17 protein-coding genes are annotated in these 18433 nt (G+C 71.3%); 5 read left to right on the forward strand and 12 right to left on the reverse strand.

Annotated elements, in window-relative coordinates; all coding sequences use genetic code 11:
* Window positions 1-38: 38 nt before the first annotated feature.
* Genes B207_RS0119700 through B207_RS0119710 form a run of 3 tightly spaced genes read right to left on the reverse strand, consistent with a single transcriptional unit; the run spans window position 39 to window position 3894 of the window.
* On the reverse strand, window positions 39-1070 hold the full coding sequence (locus B207_RS0119700; protein ID WP_018638324.1) for an ABC transporter permease: 1032 nt from the start codon (window positions 1068-1070) through the stop codon (window positions 39-41).
* Window positions 1067-2683 (reverse strand): sugar ABC transporter ATP-binding protein, encoded by a 1617-nt coding sequence (locus B207_RS0119705; RefSeq protein WP_018638325.1) that lies wholly within the window; start codon window positions 2681-2683, stop codon window positions 1067-1069. The genes B207_RS0119700 and B207_RS0119705 overlap by 4 nt, the downstream gene beginning before the upstream one ends.
* Window positions 2680-3894: an ROK family transcriptional regulator gene (locus B207_RS0119710; RefSeq protein ID WP_018638326.1), complete on the reverse strand. Its 1215-nt coding sequence runs from the start codon at window positions 3892-3894 to the stop codon at window positions 2680-2682. The genes B207_RS0119705 and B207_RS0119710 overlap by 4 nt, the downstream gene beginning before the upstream one ends.
* Before the next feature lie 331 nt (window positions 3895-4225).
* Between B207_RS0119710 and B207_RS0119715 the strand changes: the two genes are divergently transcribed.
* Entirely contained in the window at window positions 4226-5419 is a 1194-nt protein-coding gene (locus tag B207_RS0119715) for an ROK family transcriptional regulator (RefSeq protein WP_018638327.1), read from the forward strand.
* Window positions 5420-5474: 55 nt separating this feature from the next.
* Here the strand turns inward: B207_RS0119715 and B207_RS0119720 are convergent, their stop codons facing one another.
* The 8 genes from B207_RS0119720 to B207_RS0119755 all read right to left on the reverse strand — a co-directional run bounded on the left by B207_RS0119720 (window position 5475) and on the right by B207_RS0119755 (window position 14290).
* A complete protein-coding gene (locus B207_RS0119720) occupies window positions 5475-6485 on the reverse strand; it encodes a sugar phosphate isomerase/epimerase family protein (protein ID WP_018638328.1) in 1011 nt (336 codons plus the stop codon).
* Between the two features lie 102 nt (window positions 6486-6587).
* A complete protein-coding gene (locus B207_RS39920; protein ID WP_035741376.1) occupies window positions 6588-8024 on the reverse strand; it encodes an alkaline phosphatase family protein in 1437 nt (478 codons plus the stop codon).
* 3 nt (window positions 8025-8027) lie between these two features.
* Window positions 8028-9329 (reverse strand): metabolite traffic protein EboE, encoded by a 1302-nt coding sequence (gene eboE, locus B207_RS39925; RefSeq protein ID WP_018638330.1) that lies wholly within the window; start codon window positions 9327-9329, stop codon window positions 8028-8030.
* Window positions 9330-9335: 6 nt separating this feature from the next.
* Window positions 9336-10259 (reverse strand): TatD family hydrolase, encoded by a 924-nt coding sequence (locus B207_RS0119735; RefSeq protein ID WP_018638331.1) that lies wholly within the window; start codon window positions 10257-10259, stop codon window positions 9336-9338.
* A gap of 12 nt (window positions 10260-10271) precedes the next feature.
* Window positions 10272-11036 carry an EboA domain-containing protein gene (locus B207_RS0119740; RefSeq protein ID WP_018638332.1) on the reverse strand — a complete coding sequence of 255 codons (765 nt, stop codon included), beginning with the start codon at window positions 11034-11036 and terminating at the stop codon, window positions 10272-10274.
* 4 nt (window positions 11037-11040) lie between these two features.
* Window positions 11041-11955: a sugar phosphate isomerase/epimerase family protein gene (locus tag B207_RS0119745; protein ID WP_018638333.1), complete on the reverse strand. Its 915-nt coding sequence runs from the start codon at window positions 11953-11955 to the stop codon at window positions 11041-11043.
* Complete coding sequence (locus tag B207_RS0119750; protein ID WP_018638334.1) at window positions 11952-13022, reverse strand: SCO3242 family prenyltransferase; 1071 nt, start codon at window positions 13020-13022, stop codon at window positions 11952-11954. Before B207_RS0119750 ends, B207_RS0119745 begins: the two co-directional genes overlap by 4 nt.
* Window positions 13022-14290, reverse strand: a complete 1269-nt coding sequence (locus B207_RS0119755; protein ID WP_018638335.1) for an inositol-3-phosphate synthase — start codon at window positions 14288-14290, stop codon at window positions 13022-13024. The genes B207_RS0119750 and B207_RS0119755 overlap by 1 nt, the downstream gene beginning before the upstream one ends.
* Window positions 14291-14616: 326 nt before the next feature.
* On the opposite strand from B207_RS0119755, the gene B207_RS0119760 reads away from it, so the two are divergent.
* The 4 genes from B207_RS0119760 (at window position 14617) to B207_RS34650 (ending at window position 18037) form a co-directional block, all read left to right on the forward strand.
* Window positions 14617-15009, forward strand: a complete 393-nt coding sequence (locus tag B207_RS0119760) for a nucleotidyltransferase domain-containing protein (RefSeq protein WP_018638336.1) — start codon at window positions 14617-14619, stop codon at window positions 15007-15009.
* A 3-nt stretch (window positions 15010-15012) separates the two neighbouring features.
* The gene (gene hepT, locus B207_RS0119765; protein ID WP_018638337.1) at window positions 15013-15435 is read left to right on the forward strand and encodes a type VII toxin-antitoxin system HepT family RNase toxin; all 423 of its coding nucleotides are present in this window, start codon (window positions 15013-15015) and stop codon (window positions 15433-15435) included.
* A gap of 688 nt (window positions 15436-16123) precedes the next feature.
* Window positions 16124-17020 (forward strand): poly(ethylene terephthalate) hydrolase family protein, encoded by an 897-nt coding sequence (locus tag B207_RS0119770; protein ID WP_051102593.1) that lies wholly within the window; start codon window positions 16124-16126, stop codon window positions 17018-17020.
* Window positions 17021-17263: 243 nt separating this feature from the next.
* A complete protein-coding gene (locus B207_RS34650) occupies window positions 17264-18037 on the forward strand; it encodes a PP2C family protein-serine/threonine phosphatase (RefSeq protein WP_326828577.1) in 774 nt (257 codons plus the stop codon).
* A gap of 75 nt (window positions 18038-18112) precedes the next feature.
* On the opposite strand, the gene B207_RS0119780 is transcribed toward B207_RS34650, so the two are convergent.
* Window positions 18113-18433, reverse strand: a 321-nt coding sequence (locus B207_RS0119780) for a cobalamin-dependent protein (RefSeq protein WP_026311246.1), incomplete at its 5' end; no start/stop codon positions are given.

Raw genomic sequence — 18433 nt, forward strand, 5'->3', positions numbered from 1 at the left:
CGCGGGGAGGGCAGGGCAGGGCAGCGCAGATCGGCCGGCTAGGAGGATCGCGCTCTTCCGCGCCGTTGCAGCAGCACGGCCGCCACGATGATGGCACCTTTGGCGATGTTCTGGATGGGCGTCGACAGATTGTTGAGGATGAACAGGTTGGTGATGGTGGTGAAGATGAGAACACCGAGAATGGAGCCGATCAGGGAGCCGCGTCCCCCGCTCAGCAGCGTCCCGCCGATGATGACGGCCGCGATGGCGTCCAGCTCGTAAAGGGTGCCGTGGGTGCTGGCCCCCGTGTTCGTCTGCGCCGTCAGCATGACTGCGGCAATGCCGCAGCACAGCCCCGACAGCAGATAGAGCAGCGCGGTGTGCCGCCGCACGTTGATTCCGGCGAGCCGGGCCGCCTCCGGGTTCCCGCCGACGGCATAGGTACGGCGACCGAACGTGGTGCGGTTCAGCAGTATCCAGCCGAGTACGCAGACGACGGCGAGAATGTAGACCAGCATGGGGATGCCGAGCCATTTCGCCAGGGCGATGTCGGCGAAGGTGTTCACCTCCACGACCTGGGAGCGGCGGTTCGACATCTGTTCGGCGAGGCCGCGGGCGGAGGCGAGCATCGCGAGGGTGACGATGAACGGAACCAGGCGGCCGTAGGCGATCAGTGCCCCGTTGATCAGGCCGGCGCCCGCGCCGACCACCAGCGCGGTGAACACCATGGCGGCCAGGCCCAGATCCTGGGTGGCGACGGTGGTCGACCAGACCGAGGCCAGCGCGATGATCGCGCCGACGGACAGATCGATGCCTCCCCCGATGATGACGAAGGTCATCCCGACCGTGACGATGCCGATGACCGAAGCCGTGGTGAGGATGTTGATGACGTTGGATCTCGTGAGGAAGGTGTCGGCCTCGGTCACCGCGCCGATGACTGCGAGCACCGCCAGGACCCCGACCAGGCTGAGGATCCGGGACTCACCAGCCAGCGCCAGCAGCTTCCCCGGAGCCCGCGGAACCCGGGCCGGTGCCGTGGGCGTCCCGACCGGGGTCTCCTCCTTCGCCGGGACGGAGATCTGCCCGTTCATACGACGGCACCGCCTTCCATGACAAGATCGAGAACGGAGCGCTCGTCGAGGGCCTCCGCGTCCGCCTCCCGCACCACCCGGCCCTCTCGCAGCACGAGCACCCGGTCGGCCAGACCAAGCACCTCGGGGATCTCGCTGGACACCAGCAGGACGCCCAGTCCGGCGTCGGCAAGCTGGCGGATCAGCGCGTACAACTCCGCCCGTGCCCCGATGTCGACACCTCGGGTGGGTTCGTCCAGCAGCAGCAGGCGACATTCCCGCAACAGCCACCGCGCGAGCACGGCCTTCTGCTGGTTGCCGCCGGACAGCAGTCGGGCGAGGCGCTGCGGGGCCGCGGGGCGAAGGTCGAGTGTCCGGATCAGGCGGGTGGCGTCATCCCTTTCCCGACGCCGGTCCAGCCAACCCAGTCTGGAGTAGCGCGACAGCGAGGCCACACTGACGTTCTGTGTGATCGAATGGTCGAGAAACAGCGCCTGGCTCTTGCGTTCCTCGGGGGCGAGCCCCATGCCGCGGGAGACCGCGGCGGAGACAGTGCCCGGGCGCAGCACCCTGCCCTCGAACAACACACGGCCGCTGTCGGCTCGACGTGCTCCGTAGATGGTCTCCAGGATCTCCGACCGTCCGGAGCCGACCAGACCGGCGAGCCCGAGGACCTCCCCGCCGCGCAGGGTGAACGAGATGTCGGTGAACTCGCCGTGCCGGGTGAGGCCCTCCACCCTCAGTACCTCGTTCCGCTCCGGCTCCGGCTCGCTCCGGTCCGCCGGATCCAACGGGTTCAACGGGTTCAAGGGGTTCAAGGGGTCTGCCGGGCCCAGCAGGTCCCCCGGGTCCGATGTCTTCTCCGTGGCCGTGCGGGAGCGGCGCGGCGGAAAGGCGTTCTCGATCGACCGGCCGGTCATCAGGGAGACGATCTGCGAGGTGGGCGTGTTCTTGGCGTCGATTCCGGAGGCTGCGGTGTGCCCCTCCCGGAGCACCGTCACCCGATCACCGATCTCCCGGATCTCCGCCAACCGGTGCGAAATGTAGAGGATGGCCACATCTCTGGCGGCGAGTTCCCGGATCACCCGGAAGAGATTGTCGACCTCGTCGGCGGCCAGAACGGCGGACGGTTCGTCCATCACTATCATCCGTGCGTCGCGAGAAAGCGCTCGAGCCATGCTCACGATCTGCTTCGCGGCCGCCGATAATCGACCGACCTCACGCCGGGCCGGGATCTCGCTGTGCCCCAGTCGTTCCAGCAGGCCGGCCGCCGCGGCATAGGTGTCGCCGCGGCGGACGAAGCCGAGGCTGGACCGTTCGTGCCCCAGGAAGATGTTCTCGGCCACGGAGAGCCCGTCCACCAGGTCGAGCTCCTGGTAGATCGTGGCCACTCCGAGCCGTATCGCCGCGACCGGCGTCGCGAGACGGACCTCGGCGCCCTGCCAGCGGATGGTGCCCTCGTCCGGCTGCTGCGCCCCGGCCAGAATTTTGATCAACGTGGACTTGCCGGCACCGTTCTGCCCCAGCAGGCAGTGGACCTCGCCGGCCCGTACCTCCAGGTCGACGCCGCCCAGCGCCCGCACGCCGGGGAAGATCTTGACGATGTCGGACATCGCGAGCAGTGGAGGATTCATGCCCGGTCCTCCGGATACGGCCGGGACGAGGGGTCGGCCGAGAAGACCTGGTCGCTGATCAGGCGAGCCGCGCCAACGACGCCCGCGTCCTCGCCGAGTTCGGAGAGCACGATCGGCAGATTGCTCGTCGCCAAAGGCAGGGAGCGGCGGTAGACCACGGACCGGATCTCGGCCAGAAGCCCGTGCCCGAGACCGGCGACGCCACCGCCTATCACGATGAGGCCGGGATTGAAGAAACTGACCAGACCGGCGAGGACCTGGCCCACCCGGCGACCGCCGTTGCGGATCAGCTCCATGGCGGCGGGGTCTCCGATGGCCACCGCGTGGGCCACATCCGCGGCGGTCAGCTGCCCGGCGTTCGCGAGCCGTTCGGCGAGGAAAGGCGAGTTCCCTGTCCGCGCCGCCGAGGTGGCGTCCCGGGCGAGGGCGGCCCCGCCGAAGTACGCCTCCAGGCAACCGGTGTTGCCGCAGGCGCACGGCGGGCCGGAGGCGTCGACGCTGATATGCCCGATGTCTCCGGCGCTGCCGTCGACTCCCCGGTAGCAACGGCCGTCGACGAACAGCGCCGCGCCGATACCGGTACCGATCTTCAGGAAGAGGAAGTCGTCCACGGACCGGGCGAGGCCGGCATGCCGCTCGCCGAGCCCCATGACGTTCACGTCGTTGTCCACGAGGACGGGACATCCCAGCGCCTGGGTCACCACGTCCCGGACCGGGAACTTGTGCCATCCGGGCATGATCGGCGGGCTCACCGGGACTCCGTCGCGGAAGCTCACCGGGCCGGGGACACCCACTCCCGCGCCGTGCAGGTCATAGACGGTCTCCTCGGCCCGGAGCTTCTCGGCGATCCGCAGGACCTCCGAGAGCACGGCCTTGGGTCCCTGGCTGACGTCGAGTGGCTGGGACGCGCGCCGGACGATCTCCAGCCGACCCGTGGTGATCGCGACGTCGATCGAGGTCGCTCCGATGTCGACGGCGACGAAGCGGATGTCGGAGGACAACTGGACGATCGATGACCGACGGCCGCCCCGGGATGCGGCCAGCCCAGCGCTCTCGACCAGTCGGAGCTCCACGAGCCGGTCGAGCTCGCCGGCCACCTTGGATCTCGACAGTCCCACCGCCTCGCCGAGCTCGGCGCGGGAACGAGGCCCCTCATCCCGCAGTAGTCGGAGCAGGCGCGCCTGGTAAGCGTTCTCCGGCCTGACAGGCATCAACCTCAACTCCACCCTCCCCCCATGGGGCAACGATTCGGACGCAAGCGTACGCCGTTTTGGCGCAACAAGGAACATGTTTTACTGGATCTCGTTCGACTTTCGTTTCGCAAAGAACAAAGTCGGCGTCGTGATCGTTGAGACCAGTACCCACTCGGCACTCCGGGCCGCCCGGCAGGCCGGTCGACCGCACAGAGCGCCCCAGAAGGGAGGGCTCGGCTACGGGATCCACCGATACCGCTCACCAGGAGTGACCCTTCGGCGTACTTATGTCGACAACCAGACAAAAGCGGGCGTCGATAGCAGAGAGTCAGGTGGAAAGACTAGGGTCATGGCGCCTACATCCAAGGTCGTACGTTCTCCGACCCAACGGTCGGGAGGGGCGGGCGAGCTCTTCCAGCTGCTGCGAGACGGCCGGCCGCAGACCCGGGCGGACCTCGCTGCCCGCACAGGTCAGGCCCGTTCCACGATCGCCGCACGTGTCGAACAGCTGCTGGCCTCGGGTCTCGTCACCCCGACGGGAGAGTCCGCCTCCACCGGAGGGCGGCCACCCACCACCTTCGTCTTCAACCCGGCCGCGCGCCTGGTGGTGGCCGTCGACCTCGGAGCCCTGCACGGGCACGTCGCGATCACGGATCTCGCCGCGAACGTCCTGGCCGAGCGCAGCGAGCCACTTCCGATCAACAACGGGCCGGACGACGTCCTCGGCTGGGTGGCGCGGACGGGGCTGGACCTGCTGGCGCAGAGCGGACGTTCGCTGACCGAGGTCGTGGGGGTCGGCGTCGGCCTGCCCGGACCGGTGAACCACGAGACGGGCCGGCTGACCAACCCGCCGATCATGCCGGGGTGGGACGACTACGACGTCCCGGTTCGGCTGAGTGCGGTCTTCCGGACCTCCGTGCTGGTCGACAACGACGTGAACATCATGGCGCTGGGCGAGTACCACATGGCCTGGCGCAACGTCGACCACCTCCTCTTCGTCAAGATCGCCACTGGTATCGGCGCGGGCATCATCAACGACGGACGGCTGAGTCGCGGCGCCCAGGGCGCGGCCGGCGACCTCGGCCACGTGGCGGTGGCGGGCCGGGAGGACGTGCCCTGCCGGTGCGGCAACGCCGGCTGTCTGGAGGCCGTGGCCAGCGGCCAGGCCATCGCGCAGTCGCTGCGCGAGCAGGGCCTCGACGTGCCCGGCAGCGACGAGGTCGTGGCGGCCGTACGGGCCGGAAGCCTCCTCGCCGGCCAGACCGTGCGCCAGGCCGGGCGGGACATCGGCGGCGTCCTGGCCACGTGCGTGAGCCTGCTGAATCCGGCCGTGATCGTGCTGGGTGGCGTCGTGGCCGAAGCCGGGGAGTATCTGCTGGCGGGTATCCGGGAGGTCGTCTACCGGCGTTCACTGCCGCTGGCCACCCAGCATCTGCGGATCGTCTCCTCCCAGGCGAAGGGACGCGCCGGCATCGTGGGCGCGTCCATCATGGTCACCGACCACGTACTGTCCCCGACGGCCGTGGAGGCCCTGCTGGCCTGAGCCGTCAGCTGGCCTGAGCCGTCAGCTGGCCTGAGCCGTCGGCTGGCCTGAGCCGTCAGCGCCGGGTGGAGAACGCGGCGTCGAACGACGCGGCGGACGGCTGGATCGCGTTGAGGCCCCGGATGTACGCCAGCGCCTCGGGGGCACCGACGAGCCGGTCCATCCCGGCGTCCTCCCACTCGATCGAGATCGGCCCGTCGTAGCCGATGGCGTTCAGCGCGCGGAAACTGTCCTCCCAGGGCACGTCACCGCGCCCGGCCGAGACGAAGTCCCAGCCCCGGCGCGGATCCCCCCAGGGCAGGTGCGAGCCGAGCCGCCCGTTGCGGCCGTTGCCGACCCGCCGCCGGGTGTCCTTGCAGTCGACGTGGCAGATCCGGTCGGCGAAGTCCAGGATGAACGCCACCGGGTCGAGGTCCTGCCACACGAAGTGGCTCGGGTCCCAGTTCAGCCCGAACGCGGGATGGCGGTCGACGGCGTCGAGGGCGTGCAGCACCGTCCAGTAGTCGTACGCGATCTCACTCGGGTGGGTCTCGAAGGCGAAGCGGACCCCGACCTCGGTGAAGACGTCGAGGATGGGGCGCCAGCGGTCGGCGAAGTCCCGGTAGCCCGCTGCCACCGTCTCGGCGGGCACCGGCGGGAACATCGCCACGGTGTGCCAGATCGACGAGCCGGTGAACCCGACGACGGTGCGCACCCCGAGCTTCGCGGCGACCCGGGCCGTGTCCGCCATCTCCGCGGCCGCCCGCTGCCGGACGCCTTCGGGCTCCCCGTCCCCCCAGATCCGGGCCGGCAGGATGGCCTGGTGACGGTCGTCGATCGGGTGGTCGCAGACGGCTTGGCCGACGAGATGGTTCGAGATGGCCCAGACCCGCAGGTTGTACTTGTTCAGGATCTCTAACCTGCCGGGCAGGTAGTCGTCCTCGGTGAGGGCGCGGTCGATCTCCAGATGGTCGCCCCAGCAGGCGATCTCCAGCCCGTCGTAGCCCCACTGCGAGGCCAGCCGGCACACCTCGACGAACGGCAGGTCGGCCCACTGGCCGGTGAACAGGGTGATCGGACGGGGCATGGCGGGCTCCTCCTGCGGAAGTCGGCTGCCGGGGCGAGGCCGGCGGGGTCGGCGAGGTCAGCGAGGCCAGCGAGGCCGGCGAGGTCAGCGAGGCCGGCGGGGTCAGCGGGGGCCGGACGGGCCGGGTGGGGCCGCCGTCCGCGCCGCGGGGAGCGGTGCGGCGAGCCCGGCGAGCCGGAGCAGCAGGTCCTTCACCTCGGTGGCGCGGATCGACTCAGTGCCGGCCTCCGGGTCGGAGCAGATCAGTACCGGAGCGTCGTCCGCCGAGGTGGGCAACCGGCCGTGGCTGCCCCGCACGCAGGACGGATCAAGCGGAACGACCTGCATGCTGTAACGCAGGCCGAGCTTTCTGCGGGCCAGCGCGGCGCCGGCGCGCACCTTCGCCCACGGATCCGCGGGGTCGAAGAACAGCTCGGCCGGGTCGTAGCCGGGCTTGCGGTGGATCTCGACCGTGCGCGCGAAGTCCGGCGCCCGGGTGTCGTCCAGCCAGTAGTAGTAGGTGAACCAGGCATCCGGTTCGGCCACCAGGACGAGTTCACCGGAGCGCGGATGGTCCAGCCCGTACCGGGCCTTGCCTCCACCGGCGTCGTCGAGGACCTCGTCCACCCCCGGCAGCCGGGCGCACAGGTCCCGGACCCGGGCCAGCTCGTCGGGATGACGGACGTAGACGTGCGCGATCTGATGGTCGGCGACGGCGAACGCCCGCGACGCCCACGGGTCGAGCAGCTCCCACCCGTCCTGGACGTACACCTCCAGCAGCCCCGCCCGGCGCAGCGCCCGGTTGATGTCGACGGGACGGCGCACGGCCGTGATCCCGTACTCGCTCAGCACCACCGCCGTGGCCCCCCGCGCGCGGATGTCGTCGAGCAGCGGCCCCAGCACCTCGTCGACCTCGCGCGCGGCGACCGCGGCCCGCGGGTCGTCCGGGCCGTACCGCTGCAGGTCGTAGTCCAGGTGGGGCACGTAGACGAGCAGGCAGTCGGGTCGATGCCGGTCCAGGATCGCTCGCGCCGCGGCGGTGATCCACCGTGACGAGGCGATCCCCGCGGTCGGCCCCCAGTACTGGAACAGCGGAAACGGCCCCAGCTCACCGGTGAGCTCGTCGTGCAGGTCGGCCGGACGGACGTAGCAGTCCGGCGACTTGCGGCCGTCCGCGTGGTAGACCGGCCGGGGGGTGACGACGATGTCGGTGGCCGCTCCCATCGCGTACCACCAGCACACGTTCGCCACCCGCCACCCGGGGGCGCGGGTCCGGGCGGCGTCCCAGAGCTTCTCGCCGCCGACCAGCGCGTTGTGCTGACGCCACAGCATGGGCTCGCCCAGGCCGCGGAAGTACCAGCCGTTGCCGACGATGCCGTGCTCACGGGGAAGCGCACCGGTGAGCAGGGTCGCCTGGACCGAGCAGGTGACCGCGGGCAGCACCGGATCCAGCCGGGCCCGGAACCCGCTGCCGGCCAGCCGGGAGAGGTTCGGCATGTGCCGCAGCAGTCGGGGGGTCAGGCCCACGACGTCCAGAACGACCACAGGTGTCGCACTCATCGGTCAGCTCCTCACCGACGTCGCGGGGGCGGCGAGGCCGGCCTGACCGAGGCCGGCCTGACCGGCGCCACCCGGAGCGGCACTGCCCGGAGCGACGCTGCCCGGAGCGACCGCGCTCAGGCCGACGGCGGTCAGGTGGCGCCGGGCCCAGTCGAGTTCGGCGGCGATCCCGGCGACCAGACCCGCGTCGTCGGTGGGACGCTGCCCGGCGGGGAGCACGTCCCAGGTGTAGGTCTCCACCTCGAGGTGATCGGTCCGGGCCGAGCTGTCGCCGAACAGCCGGGTCAGCGTGTCCACCAGCACCGGGCTGGTGCTCGCGAGCGGCGCCGGCGGCCGGGCGTGGAGCGGCAGGTGGAAGTGGACCCGCCAGGGTGCGTCGGTGCGCAGCGCCCGGGGGCCGTGCAGCGCCTCGGCCAGATCGTCGACGCCGACCGCGACGCCCGCTCCACCCCCACCGCCACCGTCATCCCCGCCCGGGGGCGAGACCCGGGTCTGGTGCAGGAAACGCGGCTCGACGAACCGCTCCAACCGGGTCCGGCTGGCCGGATCCGCGGGGTCGGCCACGTGCAGCGCGCAGGACGCCTGCGCCTTGACGATCGGCAGCCCGGCGGCCTCGAGCCGGGCCAGCGCCGTCGCCGGGTCCTCGAACGCGACGGCCAGGTGGCAGATGTCGAGGCAGACCCCGATGCGGTCGGTGTCCACCGAGGCCAGGTGCACGACCGCGTCGTTGATCGTCTCCGCGACGCAGCCCGGTTCGGGTTCCAGCCCCACCCGGATCACCCGGCCGGTCGTGGCCTCCAGCCGTTCCAGGTGCTCCGCCAGCTCGGCCAGGTGCCGCCGGGCGGCGTCGCCCCGGGCCGGCGTCCAGCCGGAGCCCCACCCCAGGGGCAGGGTGGAGATACTGCCCCGGGCCTCGTCGGGCAGCAGGTCGGCGAGCACCTCGGCGACGTCGGTGGTGTAGTCGAGCCGGGACCGCTCGGTCCAGTCCGGTGCGTACACGGCGTGCCCGACGACCGGGGCGTGGAAGCCCCGGTAGGGGAACGCGTTGACGGTCACGACCTCCAGCCCCCGGGCCTGCAGCTCGGCGCGCAGCCGCCGGCGCGCAGCCCCGTCCCGGGCGAGGCCGGCGGCGGTGTCGCGGGCGAGCCAGAGACCCACGCCGAGCAGGTCGACGCCGAGCCGGCGGCGCACCGGTTCGGCGAAGCGGGCCAGCTGCCCCACCACGCCGTCGACGTCCTCCGCGGGGTGCACGTTGGTGCAGTAGGCGAGGTGGACGGTGGTGCCGTCCGCATGACTCAGCCTCATCGCCGGTCAGCTTTCCGGCCGGGTGCCGCGCAGCACCGAGTTGCCCGCGAAGGTCGCCGTGGGCTCCACCGGCACGACGCCCCCGACGCCCCCGACGCCTCCGACGCCTCCGACGTCTCCGGTGCCCCCGATGTCGTCGCCGACGTCCAGCCGCCCGCTCTGCGCGAAGAAGGCGACCGGGTTACGCCACAGCACCGTGTCGACGTCGTCGTCGGTGAAACCGGCGGCGAGCATCGCCTGCCCGGTCCGGTGGGTCCGTAACGGATCGCTGCGGCCCCAGTCGGCGGCCGAGTTGACCAGCACGGATCTGGTGCCGTACTCCCGCAGGATCGCCACCATCCGGTCGGGGTCCATCTTGGTGTCCGGGTAGATGGAGAACCCCATCCAGCAGCCGGAGTCGGCGACCAGCCCGACGGTCACCTCGTTGAGGTGGTCGACGATCACCCGGTACGGGGGGATGCCGGACTCCCGGATCACGTCGAGGGTACGGCGGGTTCCGCTGATCTTGTCGCGGTGCGGGGTGTGCACCAGCACCGGCAGGTCGTGCTCGACGGCCAGTTCGAGCTGGCGGGCGAAGGCCTCGTCCTCCTCGGGCGTCATGGAGTCGTAGCCGACCTCGCCCACCGCCACCACGCCGTCCTTGACCAGGTAGCGCGGCAGCTCGTCGAGCACCTCCACGCAGCGCGGGTCGTTGGCCTCCTTCGGGTTGAGCGCGATCGCGCAGTGGTGGCGGATGCCGAACTGGGCGGCGCGAAACGGCTCCCAGCCGATCAGGGCGTCGAAGTAGTCGACGAACGACCCGACGCTGGTACGCGGCTGGCCGAGCCAGAAGGCGGGTTCGACGACGGCGCGCACGCCGGCCGCGTACATCTGCTCGTAGTCACCGGTGGTGCGGGAGGTCATGTGGATGTGGGGGTCGAAGATGCGCATCGGATCTCCTGGTCACCAGAGAGGACGGGCGTTGGCTAATCGGCCCAGCAGCACCTGTGCGTCGGCGGGCAGCCGGCGGCCGGCGGCCGCGCGCTCGGCGGCGAGGTCACCGAGCATCCGGCCGAGTTCGGCGTCGGCCCGCCGTTCGAGGTCCGCCACCACGGTCAGATCCACCTCGAGGAAGACGCACTTGAGCACGCCGTGACGCCATGCCTGGTCGTCGAGATGACGGGCCGCGTAGGGCCCGAGCGCCGCCGCGACGAGCCGGGAGTCGTTCGTGCGCAGCGCGTCCCGGGTGATCACGAGGGCTGCGTCCCCGAGGTTCAGCAGCGGCAGCGCCCGCAGCACGCCTCGTTTCTCCGCCGCGTCGCCGCGCTGGTAGATCCGCGTGACCGCCGCGACCCTCGGCTCGGTCGCGGTCGGCAGGGCCGCGAGCAGGACGGTGCGGGCGGCGTCCTGGACCTGCCAGCCGTCCAGGTCAGTGCGGGGCACAGGCGTGTCGGACGTGGGCGTGTCGGACGTGGGCGTGTCGGGCACGCCCCGCTGCCCCGCGCGGCCGGGGGTGAGCGGCTTACGACCGCACCAACGGCCGGCCTGGGGAAACAGGCTGGTCAGCGTGTCCGGATCAGCGGCGACGGCCGCCGTCGCGGCGGCCAGCCACCGGGTGGCATGGGGGTCCAGCCGGGGCGCCAGGACCCGACACAGATCGTCCAGCCCGTCGGGTTGGCCAACGTCAGGTTGGTCAACGGGGTGGAGCTGGTCGAGTTCGATCTCCATGGAGTCACACCTCCTGCTGGCCGGGCCAGCTCCCGTCCGCGGTGCCGGTCCGGCGGCCGGCGGTGGGGACCACCGTCGGCCGCCGGACCGCCGCGGCGCGCAGAAACTCGATCGACCGCCGGGCCACGTCGGGGGCGGCATGACTGTGCCGTGGCAGCTCGACGGCGACGAGACCCCGGTAACCGGTCTGTGCCAGCGCGGCCAGTACCGGCGGAAAATCGATCTCTCCGGCCCCGAACTCGAGATGGGTGTGGTCGCCCCGGCACATGTCGTCGATCTGGACATTGCGCAGGTGGGGACCGGCCCGGTGGACGCAGTCGGGCACCGGGTCCGGTTCGAGGCACCGGACGTGCCCGATGTCGAGCGTCAGGCCGAACAGCGGCGGCGCGCCCAGCTGGGCGCGGAGCCGCTCGAAACCGGCCACGTCCTCGACGAGCATCCCCGGCTCGGGTTCGAAACCGAGCGGCATGCCGCACCGGTCGGCGTGGGCGGTCACGGTGGAACAGCCGGCCACCAGCCGCTCCCAGGCCGCCCCGGGGTCGACCTCGGGCCGGCGCACACCGCTCCAGAACGACACGGCCTCGGCCCCGAGGTCGGCGGCGACGTCGACGGCAAGACACAGGAACTCGGTCCGGCGGGCCCGGCCGATCTCCGCGACCAGCGTCGGCTCGTGTTTGCGCCGCGGGTCGAGCAGGTAGCGGGCACCGGTCTCGACGACCACCGCGAGACCGAGGTCGGCGAGCCGGGCCGCGACCGTGGCTGTCCGGCGGGTCAGCCCGGGTTCGAACGGGTCGAGGTGCGCGTGGTCCAGGGTGAGGGCGACCCCGTCATAGCCGAGGTCCGCGATGATCGCGAGTGCGTCCTGGAGCCGGTGGTTGGTGAAGCCGTTGGTGCCGTAGCCGAAGCGCAGGGCGCTCATGTGGGGGACACCCGCCGCGCCAGCAGCCGGCTCAGCGGGTAGGACGCCATCACCGCCGCCGCGGCGACGGGCGCGCCCGACCGGGCGATCAGTGCCGCCTGCAGGGGGATGAGGCCGAGGATTCCGCCGCCCACCGCGCCGCGGATGCGCCCCGCGGTGGGTTCACGGACGGCCTTGACCTGCGCCGTTCCCACGGTCGCGGCGTAGCCGGCGGCGTACGCCAGACCCGCCAGTCTCGCCAGTCTCTCCAGCCCGTCCGAACGGTCTCCCGGCTCGCGGCCCGGCTCGCCTCGACGAAGGCCGGCGAGTGCGGCGGAGCCGGCCGGACCCGCGGGGCCGGGGTGGGCGGCGGGTGCGGCGACGAGGACGGCGGTGACGGCGCCGGTGATGCCCAGCGCCAGCACGGGCACGGAACGTCTCGCCCCGGTGACCTCCCCGCGCGAGAGCACCGTCGTGGCGAACGTGTGGGCGCTGACGGCCAGGGCGCCGCGTGCTCCCGCCCGGATCGGACCCCCGCCGGCCGCGACGGGGACGGTGGCGGTAGCGCCGAGCAGGACGTCGAGCCCGCGGGCCGCGGCCATCGCCGGCGGGCCGGCCGCAGTGTTCTTCAACGCCAGGTCGTAGGCCCACACCACCCCGGCGAGCGGCAGCGCGGTCCGCAGCGCCGGCCGTCCGCCGGTGGCGCCGGCCAGGGCCAGCCCGGCGGCGGTGAGACCGGTCGCGAGCCCCAGCGCGAAACCCGCGGACGCCCGGCCGGAGGGAAGGGGACGCTCCGGCCGCTCGACGCGGTCCAGCTCCCGGTCGGCATAGTCGTTGAGCGCCATCCCGGCCCAGTACAGGCAGACCGAGCTGGCGGCGAGCCCGACGGTACGCGCCGGCCGGGCCGGCCAGCCGGGCCGTGCGCCCGCCCCGGCCACCCGGAACGCCCCGGCCACCCGGAACGCCCCGTCGGCCCGGAACGCCCCGTCGGCCCGACACGCCGCGCCGACGAGGACGTCGCCCGGCACGGTCAGCGCCGCCGGGGCACGCACCAGCTCGGCCAGGACCGCGGCGGTGGGGACGGGCATCAGGCCGCCCCTGCCGGTCCGCCCAGCGCGCAGGCCCAGTCCCGCAGGATGCGGTACTGCTCGGGAAGCCGGTACTCCGTCGTCCCGAGCGGATCCTTGAAGTAGTACCCCAGCGCGCCCAGCGGGCCGCTGCATCCGGCCTCGTGCGCGTGGGCGGCGAACCGGGCGAGGTCGAGCACCAGCGGGGCGGCCAGCGCCGAGTCGCAGCCCTGCCAGGTGACCTGCATCGTCATCCGCACACCGAGGAAGCCCTCGAACAGCACGTGGTCCCAGGCTGTCTTCCAGTCGCCCAGCGCCGGTACGTAGTCGATGCGGGTGTCGCCGTCGGTGCGGTGCCCGAGCATCCCCCGCAGTCCCTGCCCCTTGGAGGTGGTCTTGCTCGCCGCGGCCAGTGGATCGGCGAGAGTCGCGCCGTCGCCGCCACCGAGCAGGTTGGTGCCTGACCAGGCCAGGACCCGCAACGCCCGTCCGGTGAACATCGGCGCCAGCGCGCTGCGTAAGAGGGTCTCCCCGGTCTTGCCGTCGCTGCCCGCGTACGGCAGTGCCCGCTCCCGCGCCAGCAGGCCCAGTGCCGGCAGCCGCATCCCGGTGGAGGGCGTGAAGTCGACGAACGGGCAGCCGGCCTGGATCGCCGCGTACGCGTAGAGGGAGCTCGGCGGAAGTACGTCGCGGCCGCCGCGGAGCGCGCGTCCAAGCGCCACCGGGTCCTGGTGTTCCGGGCCGGCGGCGAACCGCGGCTCGGTCGACGACACGTTGACCACGACGACCCGCCGCAGCTCGTGACGGTCCCGGAAGGAGCTGATGTCGTCGGCCAGCCGCCGCGCCGCGGTGGCCTGGTCCTCGTGCTCCCGCAGGGGCCCACCGGCGCCGTCGCGTATCTCGGTGTCCGCGGCGGCCAGCTCGTCCTCGACGAGGCTGACGAGACGGGCCGGGACGACGCCGGCCTGGGCCAGCTCGGCGGCCCGCTTCGGCAGGGGTGTCGACGCCACGTCGTGGCCACCGAAGACGAGGTCGTCGAGGCTCGGCAGACCGACCCCGGCGAACTCGGCCGTCTCACCGACCATGCCGACCGGCGGAACGAGCCGAACGCGCATCGCGGACGCGCCGGTGACCACGGTTGTCGCGACAGAGCCGCGGGCTCCCACCAGCCACACACCCACCCGTGGGCGTGGCCCCGGTCCGGTGGCGCCCGGTCCGGTGGCGCCCGGTCCGGTGGCGCCGGTCGGCCTGCTGTCGGCGGGCTCGGCCTTCACCTGGGTTGGGTCCATACCGTCATCCCTGATCTCCTCGGAGGAGGCGTGAGGACCGGGCGAGGCATGCGAGCTCCCCTCGGCCCGACCACCGACCCGAGCCACCGGTTCGACTTCAGTCGCGATGTTGCGCGAATCCGTCTTACACGGCGACTCTTTTCTTAGATCTTGCTCTAGTTTCGCCGGAGAGAAGGCAAAAGTCGAGACATCGTCAGACCTCCCGCCTGTCGGAGGCAGCCGACGGCCGCGTCGACCCGCCGGTCCGAAAGCTCCCCGGCAGGCGTCCACGGACGGACCACCGCGGCCGAGTCCGGCAGACCGGTCCTGTCTGCGAGGATCGAAGTATGGACGAGACGCACGCGGCCGCGACGCGGCGCGACGCCGTCACCGCGCTGCGCCAGGCGGGCGCCCGATTCGCCTACCTGCACGGCAGTCGCGCCACCGGGCAGCAGCGAGCGGAGTCGGATATCGACGTCGCCGCCTACTTCGGCGGGCCGCGGCCTCCCAGCTCCTTCGACATCCTCCTGCCAGCCGGCGTCGATCTCCTGGTCCTCGACCACGCGCCACTCGAACTCGCCGGCAGGGTCGCGGTCGGCGGTCAGCTCCTCTTCGAGGATGACCGGGTCGCCCGGGTGCACTGGGAGGCGATGACCAGAAAGATCTATTTCGACGAGCTCCCGCGGATCACCCGTGCCCATCGCGAGTTTGCCGCCGCGCTGCTCGCCGGGGAGATCTAGCCGGTGGTCGACCAGGCCCGGGTGCTGCGCCTGCTCCGCGCGATCACCGACGACCTGTCCGTGCTCCGCCGCGAGGCGGGTGCCGACGACGAGCGCCGCGCGGATCCGATCTGGTTGCGAGGCGTCAAGTACACCTTCGTCACCGCGATCGAGGCCTGCGTCGACGTCGCGCAGCACATCTGCGCGACGAGAGGCTGGGGACCACCGGCCGACAACGGGGACTCGATCCGCCTCCTCGGGGACCACAGCGTGCTGACCCCGGCTCTCGCCCGGTCGCTCCGCAGGGCCGTCGGTTTCAGGAACGTCCTCGTGCATGACTACGTCGACGTCGACGACGAAATCGTTGTCGCCCGACTGAAAGCGCTCGACGACCTCGGTGACTTCGTCCGGGAAACAGCGGTCTACATCTCCGGCCGACAGGAATAGCCTCCGGCTCCCGGCTGGGGCCACCTTCGACCTCGCGTTGACGACGCATCGATGTCGCGCGCTGATTCGGTACCGACCTGCCCCATCCGCGCCAGCGACCGAGCAGCCAGCAGCCAGCAGCCAGCAGCCAGCGCCGGGCGAGCCAGTAGGGAAACCAGGCATCGGGTATTCCTGGGAGCCGGTCTCCGATCATAACAGTTACCTTGTTCACCGGCACCCGGACGCATAACAGGAGACCCGTCTCCGACTTCTCCGGGAGGGTTATACCTCTTCCCAGATAATCCGCCCAGAGTGGTTGACGTACCTCACATCCGTCGGTCATGCTGACCCACCTAAGCAGCTTCTCGGGCGCACAGGAGACGGTTGCTCATGACCCCGTGACCGTCACCGACGACTTACCTCCGCCCTGCTTTCAGGCACCCACAGGACCACGGCGGAGATGTCTCGCCGTCCTGTTTCGGCTGCGTTCGCCATGACGCATCCACGGCAGTCAAACGTGACAGCCACCAGACTGCCACGTTATCGCCGTCCCCAGCATCTCCGCTGGTAGTGGGCTCACAAGGGCCCGCCATCAGGTGGTTCACCGACCAGCTCCCTCCGCGGTACCCCAGTACCGATGTGCCATTCGTCAGCGGCCGCCGATGAATGGGAAACAGCACCCGCCAGCTCCACCTGGAAGGAGTTCGCCATGCGTGGCAGAAAACTGTTCGGAAGTGCCAGCAGACGACTGAAACTGACGCTTGCGTCGTCGATGGCCGCGGCGTTATGCGCCGGTGCCGTGGCCGCGGCGCCGGCCCAGGCCCAGGTCGCCAACCCCTACGCCAAGGGACCCAACCCGACGGAGGCGAGCGTCACCGCGACCACCGGTCCGTTCGCGGTGACGACATCGAACATCTCGTCGCTGGTCTCCGGTTTCGGCGGTGGCAGGCTCTACTACCCGACCGCCACCAACCAGGGCACCTACGGTGCCATCGCGCTCTCCCCCGGATTCACTGCCGGCTGGTCCAGCATCGACTGGCTCGGGCCGCGGCTGGCCTCGTTCGGGTTCGTGGTCATCGGCATCGAGACCAACAGCCGGTATGACTACCCGCCGTCCCGGGGCCAGCAGCTGCTCGCCGCCCTCGACTGGGCGGTGGAGGACAGCCCGGCTGCCAGCCGGATCGACCCGACCCGGCTGGCCGTGGGTGGTCACTCCATGGGTGGCGGTGGATCGCTGGAGGCAGCCTCCGACCGGCCGTCCCTGAAGGCCGTCCTGCCACTGGCGCCGTGGAACTCGGACAAGAGCTGGAACGAGGTCCAGGTGCCAACCATGATCATCGGCGGCGAGTCCGACACCATTGCCTCCGTGGGCTCCCACTCGACGCCGTTCTACAACTCGCTCAGTGGCGAGAAGGCCTTCCTCGAGCTCAACAACGCAAGCCACTTCTTCCCGCAGTCCCCGAACAACCTGGTCGCGAAGATGGCGATCTCCTGGGCGAAGCGGTGGGTGGACAACGACACCCGCTACAGCCAGTTCCTCTGCCCGGGCCCGTCCGGCGGCCTCTTCAGCGAGGTCCAGGCGTACCAGCAGACCTGCCCCTTCTGATCTGCCTGATCTGCCTGATCTGATCTGCTCGTTCGAGGTATCCGTCCCTGATCTCCGGGGGCTTCCCGGTTCCCGGTGACCTTCCTGGCGCCGTGACCGGCGGGACACGCACCGTCTGAAGCGGGTCCTTCCGGTCACGGCGCTTCGCCGTGCGGGGGGTGCGGGGCACACACGGCGTTGCGCCGGGTACGGCATACGGTCCCCGCCTGCCGCCTGCCGCCGAGCGCCGGCTCTCGGCGGGCCGTGCCGTGGAGCTCGCCGGGCTGGAAGGGTGCCCGAGTCGCACGGCTGGTCGGGCTGCCCCACACTCGGATACGTCCGCATACACCCGAGCACGCGGCGACAGCGGCGGCTCACGGCCATGGCAGGACTGATCCCCAGTTGACGGGACACCAGACGGCGCGGGCGTTTCTCACCCGCCAGCCGATCCTCGTCGAGCTGGACGAACGCCTGCCGTACTCGGAGACGCAGGGTCTCGCGTTCCTCTACCGGCACTTCCAGATTCGGTCCGCGATCATCGTTCCGCTGCTGGCTGGCCGTAACTGCATCGGCTGCGCCGGGTTCGCGGTCACCGCCACGCAGCCCTACGACGAGGCGGACGTGCACACCGCCATGGAGCTGGGAAGCCGGATCGCGGCCGCGAACGCGAACGCGCGCACGTTCGACTACCAGCGCACCACCGCGCTGACGCTGCAGCGGGCCCTGCTTCCGAGGGACATCCCGCAGGTGCCGAACCTCGACCTGGTCTGGCGCTATCTGCCCGGTGCGTCCGGCGCCGAGGTCGGCGGCGACTGGTTCGACGTCATTCCGCTGCCAGGTGGACGGGTCGCGCTGGTCATCGGCGACGTGATGGGTCACGGCCTGCAAGCCGCCGCCGCCATGGGGCAGCTGCGTGCCACCACACGCACCCTGGCCCGCCTCGACCTTCCACCCACCCACGTGCTGACCGAGCTCGACGACGTCGCTCTCCTGCTCGCCCGCTCCCGGGGAGACACCCGGGCCGCCACCGGTTCATAGTCCGCTCCCAGGCCGACCCCAGCCCCGGTTCCGGCTCCGGCTCCGGTTCCGGCCTCCTCGGCTCCGGGATCGGGATCAGGCACGGTCGAGGCCGTTGGCTGTGCGGACGATCTCGGCGATACCCCGCATGATCCCGGTGAGGCCGTAGTCCTTCGGAGTGAACACCGCCGCGACCCCGAGCGCGGTCAACGCCTCCGCGTCCGACGGCGGAATGATCCCCCCGACCACCACCGGAACGTCACCGAGCCCGGCCTCCCGCAGCCCGTCGAGGACCTCGGGAACAAGGTTCATATGCGACCCCGACAACACCGACAGACCCACAATATGAACATCCTCGTCGACCGCGGCGGCGACGATCTGCGCCGGAGTGAGCCGGATCCCCTGATAGACCACCTC

The organism is Parafrankia elaeagni, assembly GCF_000374165.1.
GTDB classification, from domain to species: Bacteria; Actinomycetota; Actinomycetes; order Frankiales; family Frankiaceae; genus Parafrankia; species Parafrankia elaeagni.